The following is a 19,183-nucleotide window of genomic DNA, read 5'->3' on the forward strand; positions in this document are numbered from 1 at the left end:
GGCTCCGGCTCCGGTACGCGGGTCAGGCGGCGCCGTTGCCGCGCCGCTTGCCGACGGCCAGCAGCAGTCCGCCGCCGGCCAGGACGACGATCGCGCCGCCCGCCGCGAGGTAGGGCGTGCTGTCGTCGCCGCCGGTCTCGGCCAGGTCGGTGCCCTGCTGCCCGGCGGCCTTGTCGCCGCCGCCCGTGCCGGAGTCCTTCCCGCTGCCGGTGCCCGCGTCGTCGGTGTCGTCGGCGGGCTCGAAGTCCGCGGGCGGCTTGTCGCAGCCGACGCCGTCGTTGTCGCGGTCCAGGTGCTTGCCGTAGTGCTCGTCGGTCGACGGGATGTTGGAGTGCCCGTTCTCGTATGCCTCGGTGCAGTTCTTGAACGGGTGGGTGCCGTCGTGTGCCTGGGCGGCGGTCGGCAGGGCGGCCAGGGCCAGCGCGGCGACGGCCACGGCGGCGGGCTTGCGGAGCAGGTTCATCGAGAGTCCCGGAATGGTGTGGATGAGGAATGGTTTGGATGAGGAATGGTGTGGATGAGCGGCTATGAGGTGACGAAGCTATTGAGGTACCGGATATGTGGTGGCGATATGAAGGACTCGTGACGCGAACGTGACGTGACTGGACGGTAGCTCTCCGCTCGGGGCGGTGGGGCGCGTACGGTGAGACGGGTCCGGACCAGGGAAGGAGCCGCTGATGACCGGCTGGAACACGGGCGACATCCCCGGCCTGGACGGGCGGGTCGCCGTCGTCACCGGAGCCAACAGCGGCCTCGGCTACGTGATCGCCCGGGAGCTGGCGCGCAAGGGGGCGCGCGTGGTGCTCGCCTGCCGCAGCGAGGAGCGGGGGAGCGCGGCCGTGGAGCGCCTGCGCGCGGAGGTGCCGGAGGCCGCGGTGGAGCCGGGGCGGCTGGACCTCGGGGACCTGGCGGGCATCCGCGAGTTCGCGTACGGATTGCCGTACGAGCGGCTCGACCTGCTCGTCAACAACGCCGGTGTGATGGCGCTGCCGCACGGGACGACGACGGACGGCTTCGAGACCCAGTTCGGCGTCAACCACCTGGGCCACTTCGCCCTCACCGGGCTGCTGCTGCCCACCCTGCTCGCCACCCCGGGCGCCCGGGTCGTGACCGTCTCCAGCTTCCTGCACGCGCTGGGCAACGTCGATCCGCGCGACCTGAACAGCGTGCGGCGGTACGGCCGCTGGACCGCCTACGGCCGCTCGAAATCGGCCAACCTGCTCTTCACCCACGAACTGGCCCGCCGGCTCGCGGCCCGCGACGACGCCTGGGACGTGCGCGCGGTCGCCGCCCACCCGGGATACGCGCGGACCAACCTCCAGACCGCGGGACCGCGCGCCGAGGGGCGCCGGCTGGCGACCCGGCTGATCGGTATCGCCAACCGGGTCGTCGCCCAGCCCGCCGAGGCGGGCGCGCTGCCCGTCCTGTACGCGGCGACCGCCCCCGGGGTCCCGTCCGACTCCTTCACCGGCCCGTCCTTCGCGATGTGGCGCGGGGCGCCCGCACCGTCCCGGCGGGCGCCCTGGACCCTCGACGACGCGATGGGGGAGCGGCTGTGGGCCGCCTCCGAGCGGCTGACGGGGGTCACCTACGAGGCGCTGCGGAGCTGACCGCTCAGCGGCGCACCGCCACCGCCGTGAACGTCGTCTCCGGTGTCTGCGGGCTGGTGAAGCGCGCGTTGACCGACAGCCGCCCGCCCCTTCCCGGTAACGGCTTCAGGCCGTCTGTCCGCCGTCCACCACCAGGTCCGTGCCCACCACCGACGCCGCGTCGTCCGACGCCAGGTACAGCACGGCCGCCGCGACCTCCGCCACCGACGAGACCCGGCCGAGCGGTGTCTCGCCCCGCATGCGCTCGGCCCTGCCCTCCTCCGTCTCCCCGGGGCGCAGGGACATCGAGGTCGCCGTGGCGCCGGGGCTGACGGCGTTGATGCGGACGCCGTCCGCGATGTGGTCGATGGCGGCGCCCCGGGTCAGTACCGAGACGGCCGCCTTCGTGGCGGCGTAGGCCGTGGCTCCCGGGCTGCGCTTGTGCGCGCCGAAGGTGGAGGCGATGTTCACGATCGCCCCGCCGCGCGGCTGGGTGCGCATCCGGCGGACCTCGGCCGCGAGGGCGAGGAAGACGCCGGTGACGTTGATGTCGAGCTGCGCGTGCCAGTCCGCCTCGGCCAGGTCGGCCAGGGGGACTCCGCCGCGGAAGACGCCCGCGTTGTTGACCGCCACGTCCAGGGAGCCGAAGTGTTCAATGGCGGCGTCCACGACGGCCCGTACGCCGTCGGGGCGGGAGACGTCGGCGGTGACGGCCAGCGCCTTGCCGCCCGCCGCCTCGATCAGGGCCGCCGTCTCGTCGAGCGGTTCCCGCCCGCGTCCGGCGACGACGACGTGCGCGCCCTCGGCGGCGAGGGCGAGGGCGACGGCCCGGCCGATGCCGGAGCCCGCACCGGTGACGAGGGCGGTCTTGTCGGTGAAGCGCTGGGTGGTCATGAATCTCCCCTTTTTCTTGACCGTTCGGTTCAGTATGAGGTCGTGAAGTCGTGAAAGACCGGGGCAGCGCCCCTCCGTGGAGGGAGGTGCCACGGGCTATCGGTCGAGCAGCGCGAGTGCCTGTTCCGCCGCGTCCCGCAGCCTGGCCGGGTCCGCCGACGCCTTCCCCACCACCCGCATCCCCTGCAGCAGCACCAGCAGCATGCGGGCGAGGGCGAGCGGATCGCGGCCGGCCGGCAGTTCGCCCTGGGCCCCGGCCCGGGTCAGCGCCGAGTGCAGCACGGTCTCCAGCTGGTCCCAGTTGCGCTCGACCCGCCGCGCGGCGACCGGGTCGTGCGGGGCCAGTTCGGCGGCGGTGTTGGTGACGAAGCAGCCGCGCAGGCGCAGTTCCTCGGCGGTCGCCTCGGCGGCGTAGCGCCGCACCAGGGACCGGACGCCCGGCAGGGCGGCGCCCGGCCGGGACAGGTCCGCCAGCAGGTCCGGCAGCAGCCCCTCCTCGTAACGCGCCAGCGCCTTCAGGTACAGCTCGCGCTTGTTGCCGAAGGTCGCGTAGATGCTGGCGCGTCCGACGCCGAGACGCTCCACGAGGTCGGACATCGACGTCCCCTCGTAGCCGCGCTCCCAGAACAGCTCCAGGGCTGCCCGCAGCGCGGCGTCCGGATCGAACTCCTTGGTCCTGGCCACGCGTTGCAGCCTAGATCCAGCTGGAACGAACGGTCAAGAAAGTTGAGGACTCAGGCCGCCTTGACCTCGTACACCGCCACCCGTACCGCCTCGTCGTCCAGGCACTCCCCGGTGCTGAGGTCGAAGCGCTGCTTGAGCAGCGGGGAGGCGACGAACGGGCGGCCCTGGTGGGTGCCGGTCAGGCCGCGGGAGAGGACCGCGGCGCCGGTGAACGGGTCCCGGTTGTCGATGGCGTACAGCCCGCCCTCCCGGTCGCGGAAGAGGGCCACCTGGCCGCCGTCCGGCAGCAGGGCCGCCACGCCGCGGCCGGGGAGCAGGGCGCCGAGGTCGCAGGCCGTGAACCAGTCGTCGGTCAGCCGCAGCAGGACCTTGAGGTCGGTGGTCTCGGGGGCCAGGGTCATCGCCGGGTGCTTCCTTCCAGGAGGTCTTCCTCGGTACGCCGCACACCGATGTCCAGCAGCGGCAGGTCGGGCTTCATCTGGTCGCGCTCGGGCACGAAGCCCACGACCGGGTCGGGGGTGTCGGGCGCGTTCACGAAGGACACGAACCGGGCCAGCTTCTCGGGGTCGTTGATGGTCGCGGCCCACTCGTCGCGGTAGTGCGAGACGTGGGCGCGCATCAGGGACTCCAGCTCGTCGCAGATGCCGAGCGAGTCGTGCACGACGACGTCCCGTACGTGGTCCAGGCCGCCGGGGATCCGCTCCAGCCAGGTGGAGGTGCGCTCCAGCTTGTCGGCGGTGCGGATGTAGAACATCAGGAACCGGTCGATGAGGCGGACCAGTTCGGCGTCCGAGAGGTCCTGCGCGAGCAGGTCCGCGTGGCGCGGGGTGGCGCCGCCGTTGCCGCCGACGTAGAGGTTCCAGCCGTTGGAGGTGGCGATCACGCCGAAGTCCTTGGACTGGGCCTCGGCGCACTCGCGGGCGCACCCGGAGACCGCCGACTTGAGCTTGTGCGGGGACCTGAGCCCCCGGTAGCGCAGCTCCAGGTCGATCGCCATCCGCACCGAGTCCTGGACGCCGTACCGGCACCAGGTCTGCCCCACGCAGGACTTCACGGTGCGCAGCGACTTCCCGTACGCGTGCCCGGACTCGAAGCCGGCGTCCACCAGCCGCGCCCAGATCACCGGCAGCTGCTCGACGCGGGCGCCGAACATGTCGATGCGCTGACCGCCGGTGATCTTCGTGTAGAGCCCGAAGTCCCGGGCGATCTCGCCGATGACGATCAGCTTCTCCGGGGCGATCTCGCCGCCGGGGATGCGCGGGACGACGGAGTACGAGCCGTTCTTCTGGAGGTTGGCCAGGAAGTGGTCGTTGGTGTCCTGGAGCGCGGCCTGCTCGCCCTCCAGGACGTAGCCGCTCGCGCCGATCGCCGGGGCCAGGGAGGCGATGATCGAGCCGACCGCCGGCTTGCAGACCTCGCAGCCGTCGCCGCCCCGGGCGCCCTCACGGCCGTGCCGGTCGAGCAGCTCGCGGTAGGAGGTGACCCGCAGGGCGAGGACGATCTCGTACAGCTCCTCGCGGGTCTGGGCGAAGCAGCCGCACAGGCCCTTGTCGACCTCGACGCCGCTCGCCTCCAGCTCGGCGGTGACGAGCTGGCCGAGCACCTTGACGCAGGAGCCGCAGCCGGTACCGGCCTTGGTGCACTTCTTCACCTCGGGCACGGTCGTGCAGGAGTGCTCCGTCACCGCGCCGCGGATGCTGCCCTTGGTGACGTTGTGGCAGGAGCAGATCACCGCGTCGTCGGGAAGCGCGGACGGGCCCAGCTGGACCGGGGCCCCGGCACCGGCGGGCAGCACGAGCGACTCGGGGGAGACCGGCGGGACCGAGCCGGTGAAGGCCCGCAGCGTGCCGTACGCCTCCGCGTCGCCGACCAGGATGCCGCCGAGCAGCGTGCCGTCGCGGCCGACGACCAGCTTCTTGTAGAGCCCCGCGCGGGAGTCGGAGTAGACCACGTCCAGGCAGTCCTCGGCGGTGCCGTGCGCGTCGCCGAAGGACGCCACGTCCACGCCGAGCAGCTTCAGTTTGGTGGACAGGTCGGCGCCGGTGAAGGACGCCTCCTCGGCCGCGATCGTCGCGGCGACGGTCTCGGCCTGCTCGTAACCGGGGGCCACCAGCCCGTAGACCCGCCCGTCGGACGCCAGCGCGCACTCGCCGATCGCGAACACGTGCTCGTCGGTGACCGTGCGGCACCGCTCGTCGACGCTGATGCCGCCGCGCTCGCCGACCGCGAGACCACAGTCCCGGGCCAGCTGGTCGCGGGGGCGGACGCCGGCGCTGAACACCACCAGGTCGGTGGCGAGTTCGGAGCCGTCGGACAGCTTCATGCCGGTGACGGCGCCCGACGCCTCGTCGACCACGATCTCCTGGGTGCCGACCCCCGTGTGGACCGACAGGCCCATGCCCTCGATGGTGCGCAGCAGCGCCGCGCCGCCGCCCTCGTCGACCTGGACCGGCATCAGACGGGGCGCGAACTCCACGATGTGCGAGGTGAGTCCGAGCCCCTTCAGCGCGCCGGCCGCCTCCAGGCCGAGCAGGCCGCCGCCGACCACCGCGCCGGTCGTCGCGGTCCTCGCGTACTCCTCGATGGCGAGCAGGTCCTCGATCGTCCGGTAGACGAAGCAGCCCTCGGCGTCCTTGCCGGGGACCGGCGGGACGAACGGGTAGGAGCCGGTCGCCAGGACGAGGACGTCGTACTCGACGACCAGACCCGACCGGGCGGTCACCTTGCGCGCGTCCCGGTCGATCGTCTCCGCCGCGTCACCGACGCGCAGTTCGATGCCGTGCTCCTCGATGAAGGCGAGGTCCGTCATCGACAGGTCCTCGGGGGTCTTGCCCGAGAAATACGAGGTGAGCTGAACGCGGTCGTAGGCGGGGCGCGGCTCCTCGCACAGCACGACCACGCGGTGCGTGGCGGTCAGGCCGCGCCCGGCGAGTGCTTCGAGGAAGCGCTGGCCGACCATGCCGTGGCCGACAAGCACGATCGTCGGGGTGTGCCCCGGGGTGGCGGTCATCAGGAGCCTCCGTCATGGGTGAGCAGGTGGAGCAGGGGGCCGCCGTCGGAGGGGAGCGGCTCTGCTCCCTCCCAGGCGCGCGCGAGCGCGCCGACGGTGCCGAGTTCGCCGACCAGGACCCCGCCGACCAGCCGGTCGTCACGGACGACGACCTTGCGGTAGGTGCCCCGGGTGGCGTCGGCGAGCTGCACGACGTCGTCGCCGGGGAGGGGGTCGGTCTCGCCGAACGCGGCGAGGTCGAAAGAGCCGTCCGGCCCGGCGAAGGGGCTGTCGGGCCCGGTGAGGGTGAGCCGGGTCAGGGAGCGGGTGCCGGTGTAGCGGGCGGTGCCGTTCCCGGCGAGCAGTCCGGCCAGCGCGCCGGCCTGTTCGAGGGCGGGCGCGGCCAGTCCGTACACGCGTCCGTCGTGCTGGGCGCAGTCGCCGACGGCGCGGATGTGCGGGTCGGAGGTGCGCAGCTCGTCGTCGACGAGGACGCCCTTGCCGACCTCCAGCCCCGCGTCCCGCGCGAGGCCGACACGGGGGCGGACCCCGCAGGCGAGGACCACGAGATCGGCGCCGAGGGCGTACCCGTCGGCCATCTCCACCGACCGCACGGCCCCGCCGACGCTGCGCACGTCGCGCACCCGGCACTCGGTGTGCACCTCGACGCCGAGGTCCTCCAGGTGCCGCCGCACGAGCACGGAGGCCGCCGGGTCGAGCTGGCGTTCCATGAGCCGCTCGGACTGCTGGGCGAGCACGACCTGGGCGCCGCGCACGGCCAGCGCGCGAGCGGCGGAGACGCCGAGCAGCCCGCCCCCGATGACGACCGCCCGCACCCCCGGCCGCACCGACTTGGACAGCCCCAGGCAGTCGTCCATCGTCCGGAACGCGTGCACGCCCTCGGGCAGCGCGCGGTCCGGGGTGAACAGGCCGCGCAGCGGCGGCAGCACGGCGTTGGAGCCGCTGGCCAGGACCAGCGTGTCGTACGCGATCACGGAGCCGTCGGCGCACCGCACGGTCCGCCCGGCCCGGTCGATGCCGGTGACCCGGCCGCGCAGCAGCCCGGCGGGCGCCGGCAGGGCGATCACGTCGGGGCCGTACCGTCCGGCCAGCACCTCGGCGAGCAGCACCCGGTTGTACGGGCGGTGCTCCTCGTCGCCGACCAGCAGCGCGGGCGTGCCCAGCTCACCGAGGAGCCGGGCGAGCGTCACACCCGCGAGTCCGGCGCCGATCACCACCACACGCGTATTCGAGGTCATGGCATTGAGCGTGCGGTGCCGGTGTTACCCGGTCGCATCGCGTCTGTTTCCCGCGGGGAACGCTGCCCTCAGCGGGTGCGGGGGGTGGGTGTGAGGGGCGCGTCGGCGGGTGCGGGTGCCGGAGGCGGTCGTCCGCGACGAACCTCAGATGTCCCTAATCTGTCCCTCATCTCGATGGACGGCACACCGATCCCGTCCATAAGGTCGCGATCATGCCCGACATATCGCTGACCACGGTGATTCTCCTCTGCCTCGCCGCCCTCGCGGCCGGCTGGATCGACGCCGTGGTCGGCGGCGGTGGACTCCTGCTGCTCCCCGCCCTGCTGCTCGGGCTGCCCGCCGGGACCCCCGCCGCGCACGCGCTGGGCACCAACAAGGCGGTCGCCATCGTCGGCACCACGGGCGCGGCGGTGACGTACGCCCGCAAGGCCCCGGTGGACGTCCGTATGGCCATCCGCATCGGGCTGGCGGCGCTGGCCGGCTCGTCCGGCGGGGCCTTCTTCGCGGCCGGGATGAGCACCGAGGTGCTCAAGCCGGTGATCATGGTGGTGCTGCTCGCCGTCGCCGCCTTCGTGATCTTCCGCCCGGCCTTCGGCACGGCCCCCGCGACCGGCCCGGCCACCCGCCGCCGGATCCTCGCCGCGATCGGCCTCGCCGGCCTCGGCATCGGCTCCTACGACGGCCTCGTCGGCCCCGGCACCGGCACGTTCCTCGTCCTCGGGCTCACCGCCCTGCTCCACCTGGACCTGGTCACCGCCTCGGCCACCGCCAAGATCGTCAACTGCTGCACCAACGCGGGCGCCCTCGCCACGTTCGCTTGGCAGGGCACCGTCCTGTGGCAACTGGCCGCCCTGATGGCCCTCTTCAACCTGGCCGGCGGCATGTTCGGCGCACACACGGCCCTGAAGAAGGGCAGCGGCTTCGTGCGGGTGGTGCTGCTGACGGTGGTGTTCGCGCTGGTGGCGAATCTGGCGTATGAGCAGTGGCTGGCCTGAACCCTGTCCGGCGGATGGGGTGACTGCCAGGCCGGTCGCTCCAGGTCGGCCTGCGCCGACAACGATGCCAAAGCGTGATCATCTTCCGTACAACCCTGCTCAAACGTCGGGTTCCTCACATGCCCTTCCGGAACTTGGCGCATGTTGTCCGCTTCCTTCCTGTTGACCTGGCGTTCTGTTGGGGCGTTAGTTACTTCCGGCTACTTTTGAAAATCTTGTGGGCGGGGTGTGACGGGGATGTGGACTCGGTTGCAGGGCGGGAGCCTTGCCTTCTTCTGGCGGAGTGAGAGATCGGCGGCTGCCGGTCGTGGGCCCGGCGGGGGGAGGAGTGCAGGTCTGGCTGTCGTGGCGTGTGCCGCGTTGGCGGCCTCGCTTGTGCCCGGACCGGTGGCCTTGGCCGCCGGGGACGATCTGCCCGCCGCCGCCCCGTTGTCGGAGGGGCGGAAGGCTCTCGACCAGGCGGAGGAGTCCGGTCAGCGGGTGGAGGTGACCGGGGAGCGCACGGCGCGGACGACGGTGTTCGCCAACCCGGATGGCCACACGTTCACGCTGGAGGAGTCGTCCACGCCGGTGCGCGCTCCGGCAGCGGACGGTGGATGGCAGGCGCCGGATCCGACGCTGGTGAAGCGGGCGGACGGCACGGTGGGCCCGAGGGGCGCGGCCGTGCAGATGGCGTTCTCCGGGGGTGGGGACGCCGGGCCGCTGGCGCGGATCGAGGACGAGGGCCGGTCGCTGGCGTTGGACTGGCCCGGTGAGCTTCCCGCCCCGCGTCTGGACGGGGCCAGTGCCGTGTACCCGGAAGTACTTGACGACGTCGACCTGAAGGTCACCGCCACGACCGAGAGCTTCAAGTACGTGCTGGTGGTAAAGACACCAGAGGCGGCGGCGAGCGACGAGTTCGAGAAGCTCACCTTCGGCCTCGACACACGGAACCTGACGGTGCGTGAGGGGGCGGCGGGCAATCTGGCCGCCGTCGACGGCAATGGCGTCACGGTGTTCAAGTCGCCGCCGGCCCGCATGTGGGACTCGGCCGGCCAGGGCGCCACCGAGGGCACGCAGCCGCAGCTTGTGACCGTGCAGGCCGCCGACCTCCCGGGCGGGATGCAGGAGGGCGAACCCTCGGACCCGGCGGAAAGCGCACCGTCCGGCTCCGGTCTTGAGCCTGGCCAAGGCGACACAGTGACCCGCCTGGACGTCGAGGTGACCCAGGACTCCCTGTCGGTGATCCCGGACGCGGACATGCTGACCTCGACGGCGGAGTCGGCCTTCCCCGTGTTCATCGACCCCCCAGTGACGTGGGACGAGTCGGAACGCACCCTGCTGCGCAGTGACGGATACGAGTCCTACGGCTGGGGCAACGGGGACGACGGCCTGGGCAAGGGCGCGGGCAAGTGCGGCTCCTGGGCCGGCTACTACTGCGGCCCCGGCTACGTGCAGAAGCTGTACTTCGAGTTCTCCCCGAACAACCTCAAGGGCAAGCACATCCTGGACGCGACCTTCCGGGTGACGGAGCCGTGGGCGTTCCAGTGCGACCCGCGCTGGGTGGACCTGGTCCGCACCAACAACATCTCCTCGTCCACCACTTGGTCGTCGCGGCCGAAGGAACTGGACTGGATGGGCGACCGGTGGGTGTCGGCCGGCCGCGGATCGCTGTGCGACCCGGACTCACCGGACGCACCGATCGAGTTCAACGACAACCCCGAGGAAACGAACGAGAACCTCACCCCGACCGTGAGGAGCTTCGCCGCCGGCAAGTTCTCCCGACTCACCTTGGAGATCCGGGCGCACGACGAGTCCGACGCCTCGGCGTGGAAGCGGTTCAAGAACGACGCCGTCCTTTCGGTCGACTTCGTCGGTCTGCCGGACAAGCCCACGAGTGTCGGCTTTCAGCCTCCCAAAGCGGGCGTGACGCCGGTCTGCGAGAAGAGTGAAAGCAACCCGGCGATCACTTCCTATCCTGCACCGACGCTGAGGGCCACGCCGCAGACCAAGTCGGGGGGAGAAGCCCAGGCACAACTGCGCGTGTACTTCGATGTCGACGTACAGAGCGCCGACAAGACCTGGACCGACGTCGCTCCGCCATCGTCCGGCTCACTCTCCCCCACCACGGGATACGTCGGGGACAACAAGGCGGTGTCCCTCAAGTGGTCCAACCTGTCCGAGGGCAAGGTGTACCGCTACCACGCCTGGACCTGGTCCTACTACAACAACGGTTCCCACCTGAGCAGTGACGCCTCCAACGGATTCTGCTACTTCAAGGTCGACCCCACCGCGCCCAAAGCACCGACGGTCACCGTCGGCGAACCCTATTCCGAGTGCGTAACCAACAGCTGCCAGCCCGGCGGGGGGCCGGGAGAAGCGGCCACCTTCACGTTCGCACCCGCTCAGGGCGACACCATCGACTTCTACATGTATCGCCTCTCCTCCGACGAGACGTGGTCCACCGTTCAGGGGAACACGGCGTCGGTTGAGGTCAGGCCGCCCGGCGCAGGCTTCTTCAGTTTGTACGTGATGCCCAGGGACAACGTCGGTATGGGCAGGTTCGGCGAACGGTCGGTGGTTGACTTCCTGGTCGATGACGGCGGCGCCAAGGTCGGCCAATGGCACTTCGGCGAAGACGGCGCCACTGCAGCCGACACAGCCACCGACGAAGACGACGCCGATAACGCAACCCTCGGCGGGGGAGCGGAACGCGACGACCACGGCCGCCGCGGCGTCATCACCCATGACTCCGACGACGCCCCCCAGGCTCCCATCACCGACAAGGCCTTGGCCCTGAACGGAACCAGCGGCTACGCGGCTACGGACGGCCAGGTCCTGGAAACGCGCGCCTCGTACACCATCTCCACGTGGGCACGGCTGACCGAGGCGCCGACGCACAACTCCACCGTGCTCAGCCAGGACGGCGACCACCGCAGCCTCTTCGCGCTCGGCTACGAGCACGAGGCCGGCAAATGGGCTTTGCGGGCGGTCAACAAGGACGCCCCGGTCACGGATACCTGGTCGTACCAGAAGGTGGCTTCCTCCGACGCACCGACCATCGGAGCCTGGACCCTTCTGACCGGCGTCTACGACGCGGAGAAGAAGGAGATCCGGCTGTACGTCAACGGCAAGCTGCAGGGCACATCGCCGTACACGACAGCCTGGGCGGCGACCGGTCCACTGCAGATCGGCCGCATGCACTGGTCGGACACGTACAGCGATTACTTCAAGGGCAATGTGGACGAGCCCACGGTCTGGCAGCGGGCACTGGTGCCACAGGAGATCGCGGATCTGGCGCAGCCCATGAACTCACCGGGCCGCGCGGCGGTGGAGCTGGTGGCGGACTGGTCGGCCGAACGCGGCAGCGGCACCACCATCCCCGACACCCTCCCCGGCTACGGCAAGTCGCTGACCCTCGAAGGCGGGACGTCGCTGGACGAGGAGGAGCCCCAGGACGGTGAGGAGCCGCGGGACGGCCCGGCCGTCGTTCTTGACGGCGTGGACGACGCGGCCACCGCGGACGGGCCTGTGGTGGATGACACGGGTTCGTTCACCGTCACCACACGGGTGGCTTTGGACTCGGACGAGCTCATGTCCAAGCCGGTGGGCTACACCGGTCAGGTCCTGGGCCAGCGCACCAGTGACGGATCGGCGTGGGGCATCTGGTACAAGCGGACCGGCAGCATGACCGAGCTAGATGAGAAGACGGGGGAGCCAAGAACGGTCGCGGAGGGCTTCTGGTACTTCGGCCGGCTCAACGCGGACGGCACTCTCGATGCCGTCGCCTCGGAATCGATCGCAGCGATGGGCGACATGGTCCGCCTGACCGGTGTCTTCAACGCCGGCGAAAACACCGTCACCCTCTACGTCGGCCACATTGCCAACGGTGAGCCCCGCGTCTTCACTGCGAAGGCCGGAACGGGTGACTTCGCGCTCGGCAAGGGCTTCACCAAGGGGAAGTGGCAGCACTACCTGCCCGCCCGGCTGGAAGAGGCACGCGTGTGGGCCGGTGCGATGGCGACTACCAGACAGGTCAGCGAGACCGTGGGCGACTGACGGTCGAACGGTGGGGACGGACGTCAACGCGTCCTGTCCCCACCGCATCAGGCGACGGCTCACGCGGCGGTGCTCTCCACGCACCGGGCGACCGACTTCTTTCGTAGGAACTGGGTGGGGCAAGAATCATGGTCTTTGGCATAGGCACCTCAAGACGACGAGGTGAGGCAGACCGTCCTGGCACAGGCCGCCTGCTGGCGCAGGCACTGGCGCTGGCGCTGATCGTGCCCACTGGGCTGGCGCAGGTGGCGCTGGCCGCAGAGCAGGAGGGCCTGGGACGGCCCGATGCCCCCAAGTCCCCGGTGACGAAGGTCAAAGCCTTCGACGCACCCGAGGCGAAGAAGGCACAGGCCAAGGTCGCCAAGGAGCGCAAGGCCAATGCCGAGCAGGCCAAGCAGGCGACAGCGGAACGGAATGCTGTTGCCTGGCCGAAGCCGGACAGGGCAACGTTCACTCTGAAGCGCGGCACCAACGCCAAGAGCACTCCGGGCGGTCTGCCCATCACCGTGAGCCCTGCCGCCGCCACCGACAAGCGCTCCGCCTCCGCCCACGCGGCAGGCAAGGCACACATCAACGTCCTGGACCAGAAGACGGCCCGCAACGCCGGCGTCACCGGCGTCCTGTTGACAGCCACGGCCGAAACACCCGGGACGGCGGACGTCCGCGTCGACTATGGCCGTTTCGCCTCGGCCATCGGCGGTGGCTGGTCCCAGCGGCTGCGCCTTGTTCAACTGCCGGCCTGCGCACTGACGACCCCGGACAAGCCCGGGTGCCGGACACAGACTCCGCTGGCCTCCGACAACAACCTCGGCGACCACACGGTCTCGGCGCAGGCCCGGCTGAGCCGAGCCTCGGACGGTCCCACCACACAGCTGCGGGGCGAGGCAAGCGGCACCGCCACCGGGGCGACCATCTTGGCGGTGACGGCGGCATCGGCGGGCGCCGGACAGTCCCCCAAGGGCACAGGCGACTATTCGGCAACGAAGCTGTCGGAGTCCTCGTCCTGGCAGGCAGGCGGCAGCTCCGGCGCGTTCACCTGGTCCTACGACTTCACGATGCCGCCCGCCGCCGCCGGACCGGTACCGCCCCTGTCCCTGTCCTACGACTCCGGAAGCGTCGACGGCCGCACCGCGACGACGAACAACCAGACCACGACGGTGGGCGAGGGCTTCACCCTCACCGAGTCCTACATCACCCGCACCTACGGCTCCTGTGACGACGACGGTCATGACGACGTCTTCGACCAGTGCTGGAAGTACGACAACGCGAGCCTGATCCTGAACGGCAAGTCGACCCGCCTGATCAAGGACAACGACAGCGGCAAGTGGCACCTGGAGAATGACGACGCCTCCACGGTGACCCGCTCCACCGGCGCCGACAACGACGACGACAACGGCGAGTACTGGACCGTCACCACCGGCGACGGCACCAAGTACGTCTTCGGCAAGAACAAACTCGACGGCGCCGGCACCCAGCGTACGAACTCGACCTGGAACGTTCCGGTCTTCGGTGACGACTCCGGCGAACCCGGCTACAGCGGCGGCGACGCCTTCGCCGACCGTGCGCTGACCCAGGCGTGGCGCTGGAATCTCGACTACGTCGAGGACACCCGTGGTAACGCGTCCACGTACTGGTACACCGCGGAGTCGAACCACTACAAGAAGAACAAGGCCACCAAGGCCAGCGAACCCTACAACCGCGGCGGCTACCTCAACCGCATTGAGTACGGCCTGCGCAAGGATGCCCTGTTCACCGACAAGGCCGACGCCAAGGTCACCTTCACCTACGCGGAACGCTGCACCGTCTCCGTAGCCGAGTGTGAGAGCGACAAGCTCACCAAGGACACCGCGGAGAACTGGCCCGACGTCCCCTTCGACGCGATCTGCTCCCTGAACGACGACGAGTGCGACGCGGCCGGCCCGTCCTTCTTCACCCGCAAGCGGCTGACCGCAATCAACACCTCCTCCTACAACGCCACCAGCAGCGCCTACGACCCGGTGGATGCCTGGGCGCTGACCGAGGAGTACCTCGACGGCGGCGACATCGGCGACAGCTCGGACCAGGTCCTTACCCTCACGGAACTCCGTCGCACCGCAAAGGCCGGGGACACGGAGATCAAGGTCGACCCCGTCAGCTTCACCTATCAGACGCGGCCGAATCGAGTCGACGCCACCGACGACATCCTGCCCCTGACCCGCCCCCGCATCTCCACCATCACGTCCGAGACCGGCGCCACGACCCAGGTGACCCTGTCCACCCCCGAGTGCAAGCGCAGCGAGGTCCTGGGCGCCGCGCCGGACACCAACACCCGCTCCTGCTACCCGCAGTACTGGCACATCAACGGGGCCGAGAACGCGGCGATCGACTGGTTCCACAAGTACCGCGTCACCGCCGTCGGCGTGCACGACGCCGCCGTCACCAACCCGGCCGTGGAGTACGCCTACTCCTATAGCGGCGCCGCCTGGCACCACAACGACGACCCGTTCATCCCGAAGGAAGAGCGGACCTGGTCCGACTGGCGCGGCTACCGCCAGGTCACCTCCTACACCGGCGCTGCCGGCGGCACCCGGTCCAAGACCGTCTCGCTCTACCTGCAGGGCATGCACGGCGACAAGAAGAAGGACGGCACCACCAAGTCCGTCACCGTGGCCCCGCTGCTCGACACGGACGTCGACTTCTCCCCAGTCACCGACAGCGACCGGTACAAGGGCAGCCTGCGCCAGCAGGTCACCTACAACGGCACCCAGCCCATCAGCAGCGTTTTCAAGAACTACGCCTACAAGAACACCGCCACCCAGACGGTCCCGGACGCCGCCGACCACACCGCCCTGTGGATCCGCAACTCCTCTACCTACACCAGCACCTACCTCACCGGCTCCAAGACCTGGCGCACCCACACCACCGGCCAGAAATACGACGACCTCGGCATGGTCTACGCCGCCGACGACTGGGGCCAGGCCGGCCTGGGCGGCGACGAAACGTGCACCCGCACCTGGTACGCCCGCAACCCAGACGCGGGCATCAACAGCCTGGTCTCCCGCACCCGCACCGTCGCCAAGACGTGCACCGTCACCGACGCCAGCCTGAACCTGCCCGTCACCAGCACCACTTCCGGCGACGTCCTCGCCGACACCGCGATCGTCTACGACAAGACGGACGCCACGACCTGGCTGGCCACCCAGAAGCCCACCAAGGGGCAAGCCACCTGGACCGGCCGCGCCACCGGCTACACGGCCACCGCGGGCAGCGACGGACAGCGACTGCCCTCCGGCTGGCAGACCGTCGCGACCACCACCTACGACGCCCTGGGCCGCCCCCTGGCGGTCACCGACACCGCGAACCGCACCTCGTCCACCGCTTACACACCCGCCGACGCCGGCCCCCTGACCAAGACGATCTCCACGGACCCCAAGGGCTACCGCTCGTACAACTTCCTCGAACCCCGCCGCGGCCTGACGAAGATGAGCTTCGACATCAACGCCAAGCTGACGGAGCAGAAGTACGACGCGCTCGGCCGGGTCACCGAGGTACGGCTGCCCAACCGCAGCAGCAGCCAGAATCCGAACGTAAAGTTCGACTACCACCTCGACAACGCCAACCCGTCGTGGGTGTCCACCTCGACCCTGACCAACGGGGACACGTACACCACCAGCTACGCCGTCTACGACTCCCTGCTGAGGCCCCTGCAGAGCCAGACTCCGACCCCCGAGGGCGGACGGCTGCTGACCGACACGCACTACGACACCCGCGGGCTCGCCTACGAGTCGTTCGCCGACATCTTCGACAACACCAGCACCCCCAACGGCACCTACACCCGAGCCGAATACGGCGGCGCCCCCAAACAGACCGAGACGGTCTTCGACGGCGCAGGCCGGCCCACCATCAGCGCCTTCTACGTCGGCGGCGTCAAGAAGTGGGCCACCACCACCAGCTACACCGGCAACTCCACCGCCACCACCGCGCTCGACGGCGGCTCCGCCCAGCGCACCATCACCGACATCCGAGGCAAGACCACCGAGACTCGCAGCTACGCCGGTGAAAGCCCCGCCGACGCCGACTTCGGCACCGGCCCCGGCACTGACTACACCTCCACGAAGTTCACCTACGGCCTCGACGGCCGACAGGAGGCGATCAGCGGGCCGGACGGTGCAAACTGGTCCTACGCCTACGACCTGTTCGGCCGCCAGACCGGCACCGACGACCCGGACAAGGGCAAGGCCACCACCCAGTTCAACGCCCTCGACCAGGTCGTCAAAGCCACCGACTCGCGCGGCAAGTCGATCCTGAGTGCCTACGACGAACTCGGCCGCCCCACCGGCACGTGGGCCGGCTCCAAAACCGACGCGAACCAGCTCACCGGGTACACCTACGACACCCTGCTCAAGGGCCAGCCGACCGCATCCACCCGCTACATCGGCGGCAAGAGCGGCAGCGCGTACACCCAGACCGTCACCGCCTACGACAGCATGGGGCGCGCCACCGCCACCGAACTGCAGCTGCCCGCCAGCGACCCGTTCGTGAAAGCCGGCCAGCCCGCCACCGTCGCCACGGAAACGCACTACAACATCGACGGCACCCTGAAGCAGACCGAAGACCCGGCCCTGGGCGGTCTCCCCTCAGAGTGGGTCGACTACAAGCACGACCACCTCGGCAATCTCACCGCCATCGGCACCTACCTGCCCGACATCGACTACACGGCCCTGGCCCAACCACAGACCCTGACCATGGGCACCGGCGAAGACGAGGTCTACGTCGCCAACCGCTTCGAAGCCGGCACCGGCCGCCTCACCCAGACCTTCACCCAGGACCTCACCCACCCCTACCACCTGCAAGAACTGAACTACACCTACGACCAGACCGGCAACGTCACCTCCATCAGCGACCCCACCACAGTCGGCGGCGCCAGCAGCCCCGAGACCCAGTGCTTCACCTACGACGCCCACCAGCGCCTCACCGAAGCCTGGACCCCCGCCTCCCAGAAGTGCACCGACCCCCGCAGCGCCACGACGTTGTCGGGCCCGGCCCCCTACTGGACCAGCTACACCTACAACACCGCGGGTCAGCGCACCACCGAAACCGACCACACCAGCACCGCCACCACCAAGACCACCTACTGCTACACCAACACCGACCAGCCCCACACCCTGACCGGCACCACCACCAAGACCGACTGCACCAAGCCCGAACGCACGTACAGCTACGACACCGCCGGCAACACAACCAAACGCCCCGGCACCGCCGCCAGCACCGCCCAGGACCTGACCTGGTCGGAAGAAGGCAAGCTCACCCGCCTCACCGAGGACGACGAGTCCACCGACTACCTGTACGGCGCCGACGGCACCCTCCTCATCCGCACGACCGAAGACGGCGAACGCGTCCTCTACACCGGTACCACCGAACTCCATCTCCGCGCCAACGGCACTTCATGGGCACAGCGTTATTACGCAGTAGACGGCATGACAGCCGCCATGCGGTCCAATCAGACCGGTACCAACAAAGTCACCTTCCTCATCAGCGACCAGCACGGCACCTCCAGCCTGGCCATTGATCGACTCGATCAAAAGTTCACCAAGCGCTACACCACGCCCTTCGGCGAGGACCGTGGCAGCCCTCTGTTCGGACCGTGGCCCGACGACAAGGGTTTCCTTGGGAAGACACACGACGCCACCACTGGGCTCACTCACATCGGAGCGCGTGAGTACGATCCTGATCTTGGCCAGTTCATCAGCGTAGATCCCCTCCTGGAAGCGGACGAGCCTCAAACGCTCAACGGCTACAGCTACGGGGCGCAGAATCCTCTCGTCTTCTCTGACCCCACTGGCATGGGTCTCGCCTGCGGCGGATCAGGTGGAGCCGAGGAAGCGTGTCCCACACGCCCGGACGGCTCACAAGGAAACGGGCGACCTAACGAAGCTGTAGAGGGACCCCCGCAGGAAAAGCATCCCTGCAATAGCAACTGTGGAACCGCCACCACTAAGGATGACGGTGAAACACAGGAGCCGTTGAAATTGGGTCCCGATCCGCTGAACGATATAGCTCCTGCTGTTATCACGTACATCGCGATGAGCCTGCAGTTCCAAGGGGACCAGACTCAGTTTCAGTACGGCCTTGACACCCTCCAGAAATTCTGCCTGAAGAATCCGGCAAAATGCCGAGGAAACTTCGCGCTGACTCTTGCTCAGGTGCAGGTCAAAGGAAAGGGGTGGGGCTCTACTGATCCTACGAGAGTAGTTGGATTCGTTAGCAAGGGCGGTCTTCCCAAGAGTTTGCTTGATGAGTATACGCGACTGGGAATACCAGTTTATCGGGCTAGTGCAGCGGACGGTAAGGGGCATTCCGAAGATGCAGCTGCTCGGTATCGTAGTAGCGTAAATCAGCAAACCAAGGATCTCGGAGGTAGGATCCTTCGAGTCAATAGTGCGTACGTGAACGTTCGAGTGTGCTCCGAACACTGTGCGAGGCAGCTCACAAAATTCATCGGTCGCGATGATGTGCAAATTTCAAAGCGAAGTAATGGAATGATCAATGGGCGCATAGTCGACGGACCCCTCCTGAAGAGCATGCGGCAGTCGAGTGGGAGCGGCAAGGCGCTTGACGTAGTTCTAAGAAACCTCAAGTCCGGATTCTTCGGGGGGCGCGCTTCCCGAGGGCGCTAGGCAGCAAGATATGATGAGGCAGGGCATGCATCGTGTGCCCTGCCTCATCGGTTATGGCAGGACGCTAGATCAAGTTCCG

The 19,183-nt window shown here is 69.2% G+C and carries 10 protein-coding genes; 4 read left to right on the forward strand and 6 right to left on the reverse strand.

The window, feature by feature from the left end; all coding sequences use genetic code 11:
- Window positions 1–22 precede the first annotated feature (22 nt).
- On the reverse strand, window positions 23–463 hold the full coding sequence (locus ACFWR9_RS00680) for an LAETG motif-containing sortase-dependent surface protein (protein ID WP_383833317.1): 441 nt from the start codon (window positions 461–463) through the stop codon (window positions 23–25).
- A 214-nt stretch (window positions 464–677) separates the two neighbouring features.
- Between ACFWR9_RS00680 and ACFWR9_RS00685 the strand changes: the two genes are divergently transcribed.
- Window positions 678–1,610 (forward strand): oxidoreductase, encoded by a 933-nt coding sequence (locus ACFWR9_RS00685; protein ID WP_383833320.1) that lies wholly within the window; start codon window positions 678–680, stop codon window positions 1,608–1,610.
- A 105-nt stretch (window positions 1,611–1,715) separates the two neighbouring features.
- Here ACFWR9_RS00685 and ACFWR9_RS00690 read toward each other — a convergent pair whose 3' ends face one another.
- The 5 genes from ACFWR9_RS00690 to ACFWR9_RS00710 all read right to left on the reverse strand — a co-directional run bounded on the left by ACFWR9_RS00690 (window position 1,716) and on the right by ACFWR9_RS00710 (window position 7,415).
- Window positions 1,716–2,483, reverse strand: a complete 768-nt coding sequence (locus tag ACFWR9_RS00690) for an SDR family NAD(P)-dependent oxidoreductase (protein ID WP_383833323.1) — start codon at window positions 2,481–2,483, stop codon at window positions 1,716–1,718.
- Between the two features lie 96 nt (window positions 2,484–2,579).
- Entirely contained in the window at window positions 2,580–3,167 is a 588-nt protein-coding gene (locus tag ACFWR9_RS00695) for a TetR/AcrR family transcriptional regulator (protein ID WP_383833326.1), read from the reverse strand.
- A gap of 50 nt (window positions 3,168–3,217) precedes the next feature.
- Window positions 3,218–3,568 (reverse strand): nitrite reductase small subunit NirD, encoded by a 351-nt coding sequence (gene nirD / locus ACFWR9_RS00700; protein WP_122620232.1) that lies wholly within the window; start codon window positions 3,566–3,568, stop codon window positions 3,218–3,220.
- A complete protein-coding gene (gene nirB / locus ACFWR9_RS00705) occupies window positions 3,565–6,177 on the reverse strand; it encodes a nitrite reductase large subunit NirB (RefSeq protein WP_383833329.1) in 2,613 nt (870 codons plus the stop codon). Before nirB ends, nirD begins: the two co-directional genes overlap by 4 nt.
- Entirely contained in the window at window positions 6,177–7,415 is a 1,239-nt protein-coding gene (locus ACFWR9_RS00710; RefSeq protein ID WP_383833333.1) for an NAD(P)/FAD-dependent oxidoreductase, read from the reverse strand. The genes nirB and ACFWR9_RS00710 overlap by 1 nt, the downstream gene beginning before the upstream one ends.
- 212 nt (window positions 7,416–7,627) lie before the next feature.
- Between ACFWR9_RS00710 and ACFWR9_RS00715 the strand changes: the two genes are divergently transcribed.
- The 3 genes from ACFWR9_RS00715 to ACFWR9_RS00725 all read left to right on the forward strand — a co-directional run bounded on the left by ACFWR9_RS00715 (window position 7,628) and on the right by ACFWR9_RS00725 (window position 19,104).
- Window positions 7,628–8,410, forward strand: coding sequence for a sulfite exporter TauE/SafE family protein (locus ACFWR9_RS00715; RefSeq protein WP_383833335.1), 783 nt, complete (start codon window positions 7,628–7,630; stop codon window positions 8,408–8,410).
- A 387-nt stretch (window positions 8,411–8,797) separates the two neighbouring features.
- On the forward strand, window positions 8,798–12,448 hold the full coding sequence (locus tag ACFWR9_RS00720; protein ID WP_383833338.1) for a LamG domain-containing protein: 3,651 nt from the start codon (window positions 8,798–8,800) through the stop codon (window positions 12,446–12,448).
- 128 nt (window positions 12,449–12,576) lie between these two features.
- Window positions 12,577–19,104, forward strand: coding sequence for an RHS repeat-associated core domain-containing protein (locus ACFWR9_RS00725; protein ID WP_383833341.1), 6,528 nt, complete (start codon window positions 12,577–12,579; stop codon window positions 19,102–19,104).
- Window positions 19,105–19,183 lie beyond the last annotated feature (79 nt).

The organism is Streptomyces sp. NPDC058534 (genome assembly GCF_042717365.1).
GTDB lineage: Bacteria > Actinomycetota > Actinomycetes > Streptomycetales > Streptomycetaceae > Streptomyces.

Excerpts from the sequence above, each read along its gene's own strand:
- ACFWR9_RS00680 (WP_383833317.1), bottom strand. The coding sequence starts at position 463 with ATGAACCTGCTCCGCAAGCCCGCCGCCGTGGCCGTCGCCGCGCTGGCC.
- ACFWR9_RS00685 (WP_383833320.1), top strand. The coding sequence starts at position 678 with ATGACCGGCTGGAACACGGGCGACATCCCCGGCCTGGACGGGCGGGTC.
- ACFWR9_RS00690 (WP_383833323.1), bottom strand. The coding sequence starts at position 2,483 with ATGACCACCCAGCGCTTCACCGACAAGACCGCCCTCGTCACCGGTGCG.
- nirD (WP_122620232.1), bottom strand. The coding sequence starts at position 3,568 with ATGACCCTGGCCCCCGAGACCACCGACCTCAAGGTCCTGCTGCGGCTG.
- nirB (WP_383833329.1), bottom strand. The coding sequence starts at position 6,177 with ATGACCGCCACCCCGGGGCACACCCCGACGATCGTGCTTGTCGGCCAC.
- ACFWR9_RS00710 (WP_383833333.1), bottom strand. The coding sequence starts at position 7,415 with ATGACCTCGAATACGCGTGTGGTGGTGATCGGCGCCGGACTCGCGGGT.
- ACFWR9_RS00715 (WP_383833335.1), top strand. The coding sequence starts at position 7,628 with ATGCCCGACATATCGCTGACCACGGTGATTCTCCTCTGCCTCGCCGCC.
- ACFWR9_RS00725 (WP_383833341.1), top strand. The coding sequence starts at position 12,577 with ATGGTCTTTGGCATAGGCACCTCAAGACGACGAGGTGAGGCAGACCGT.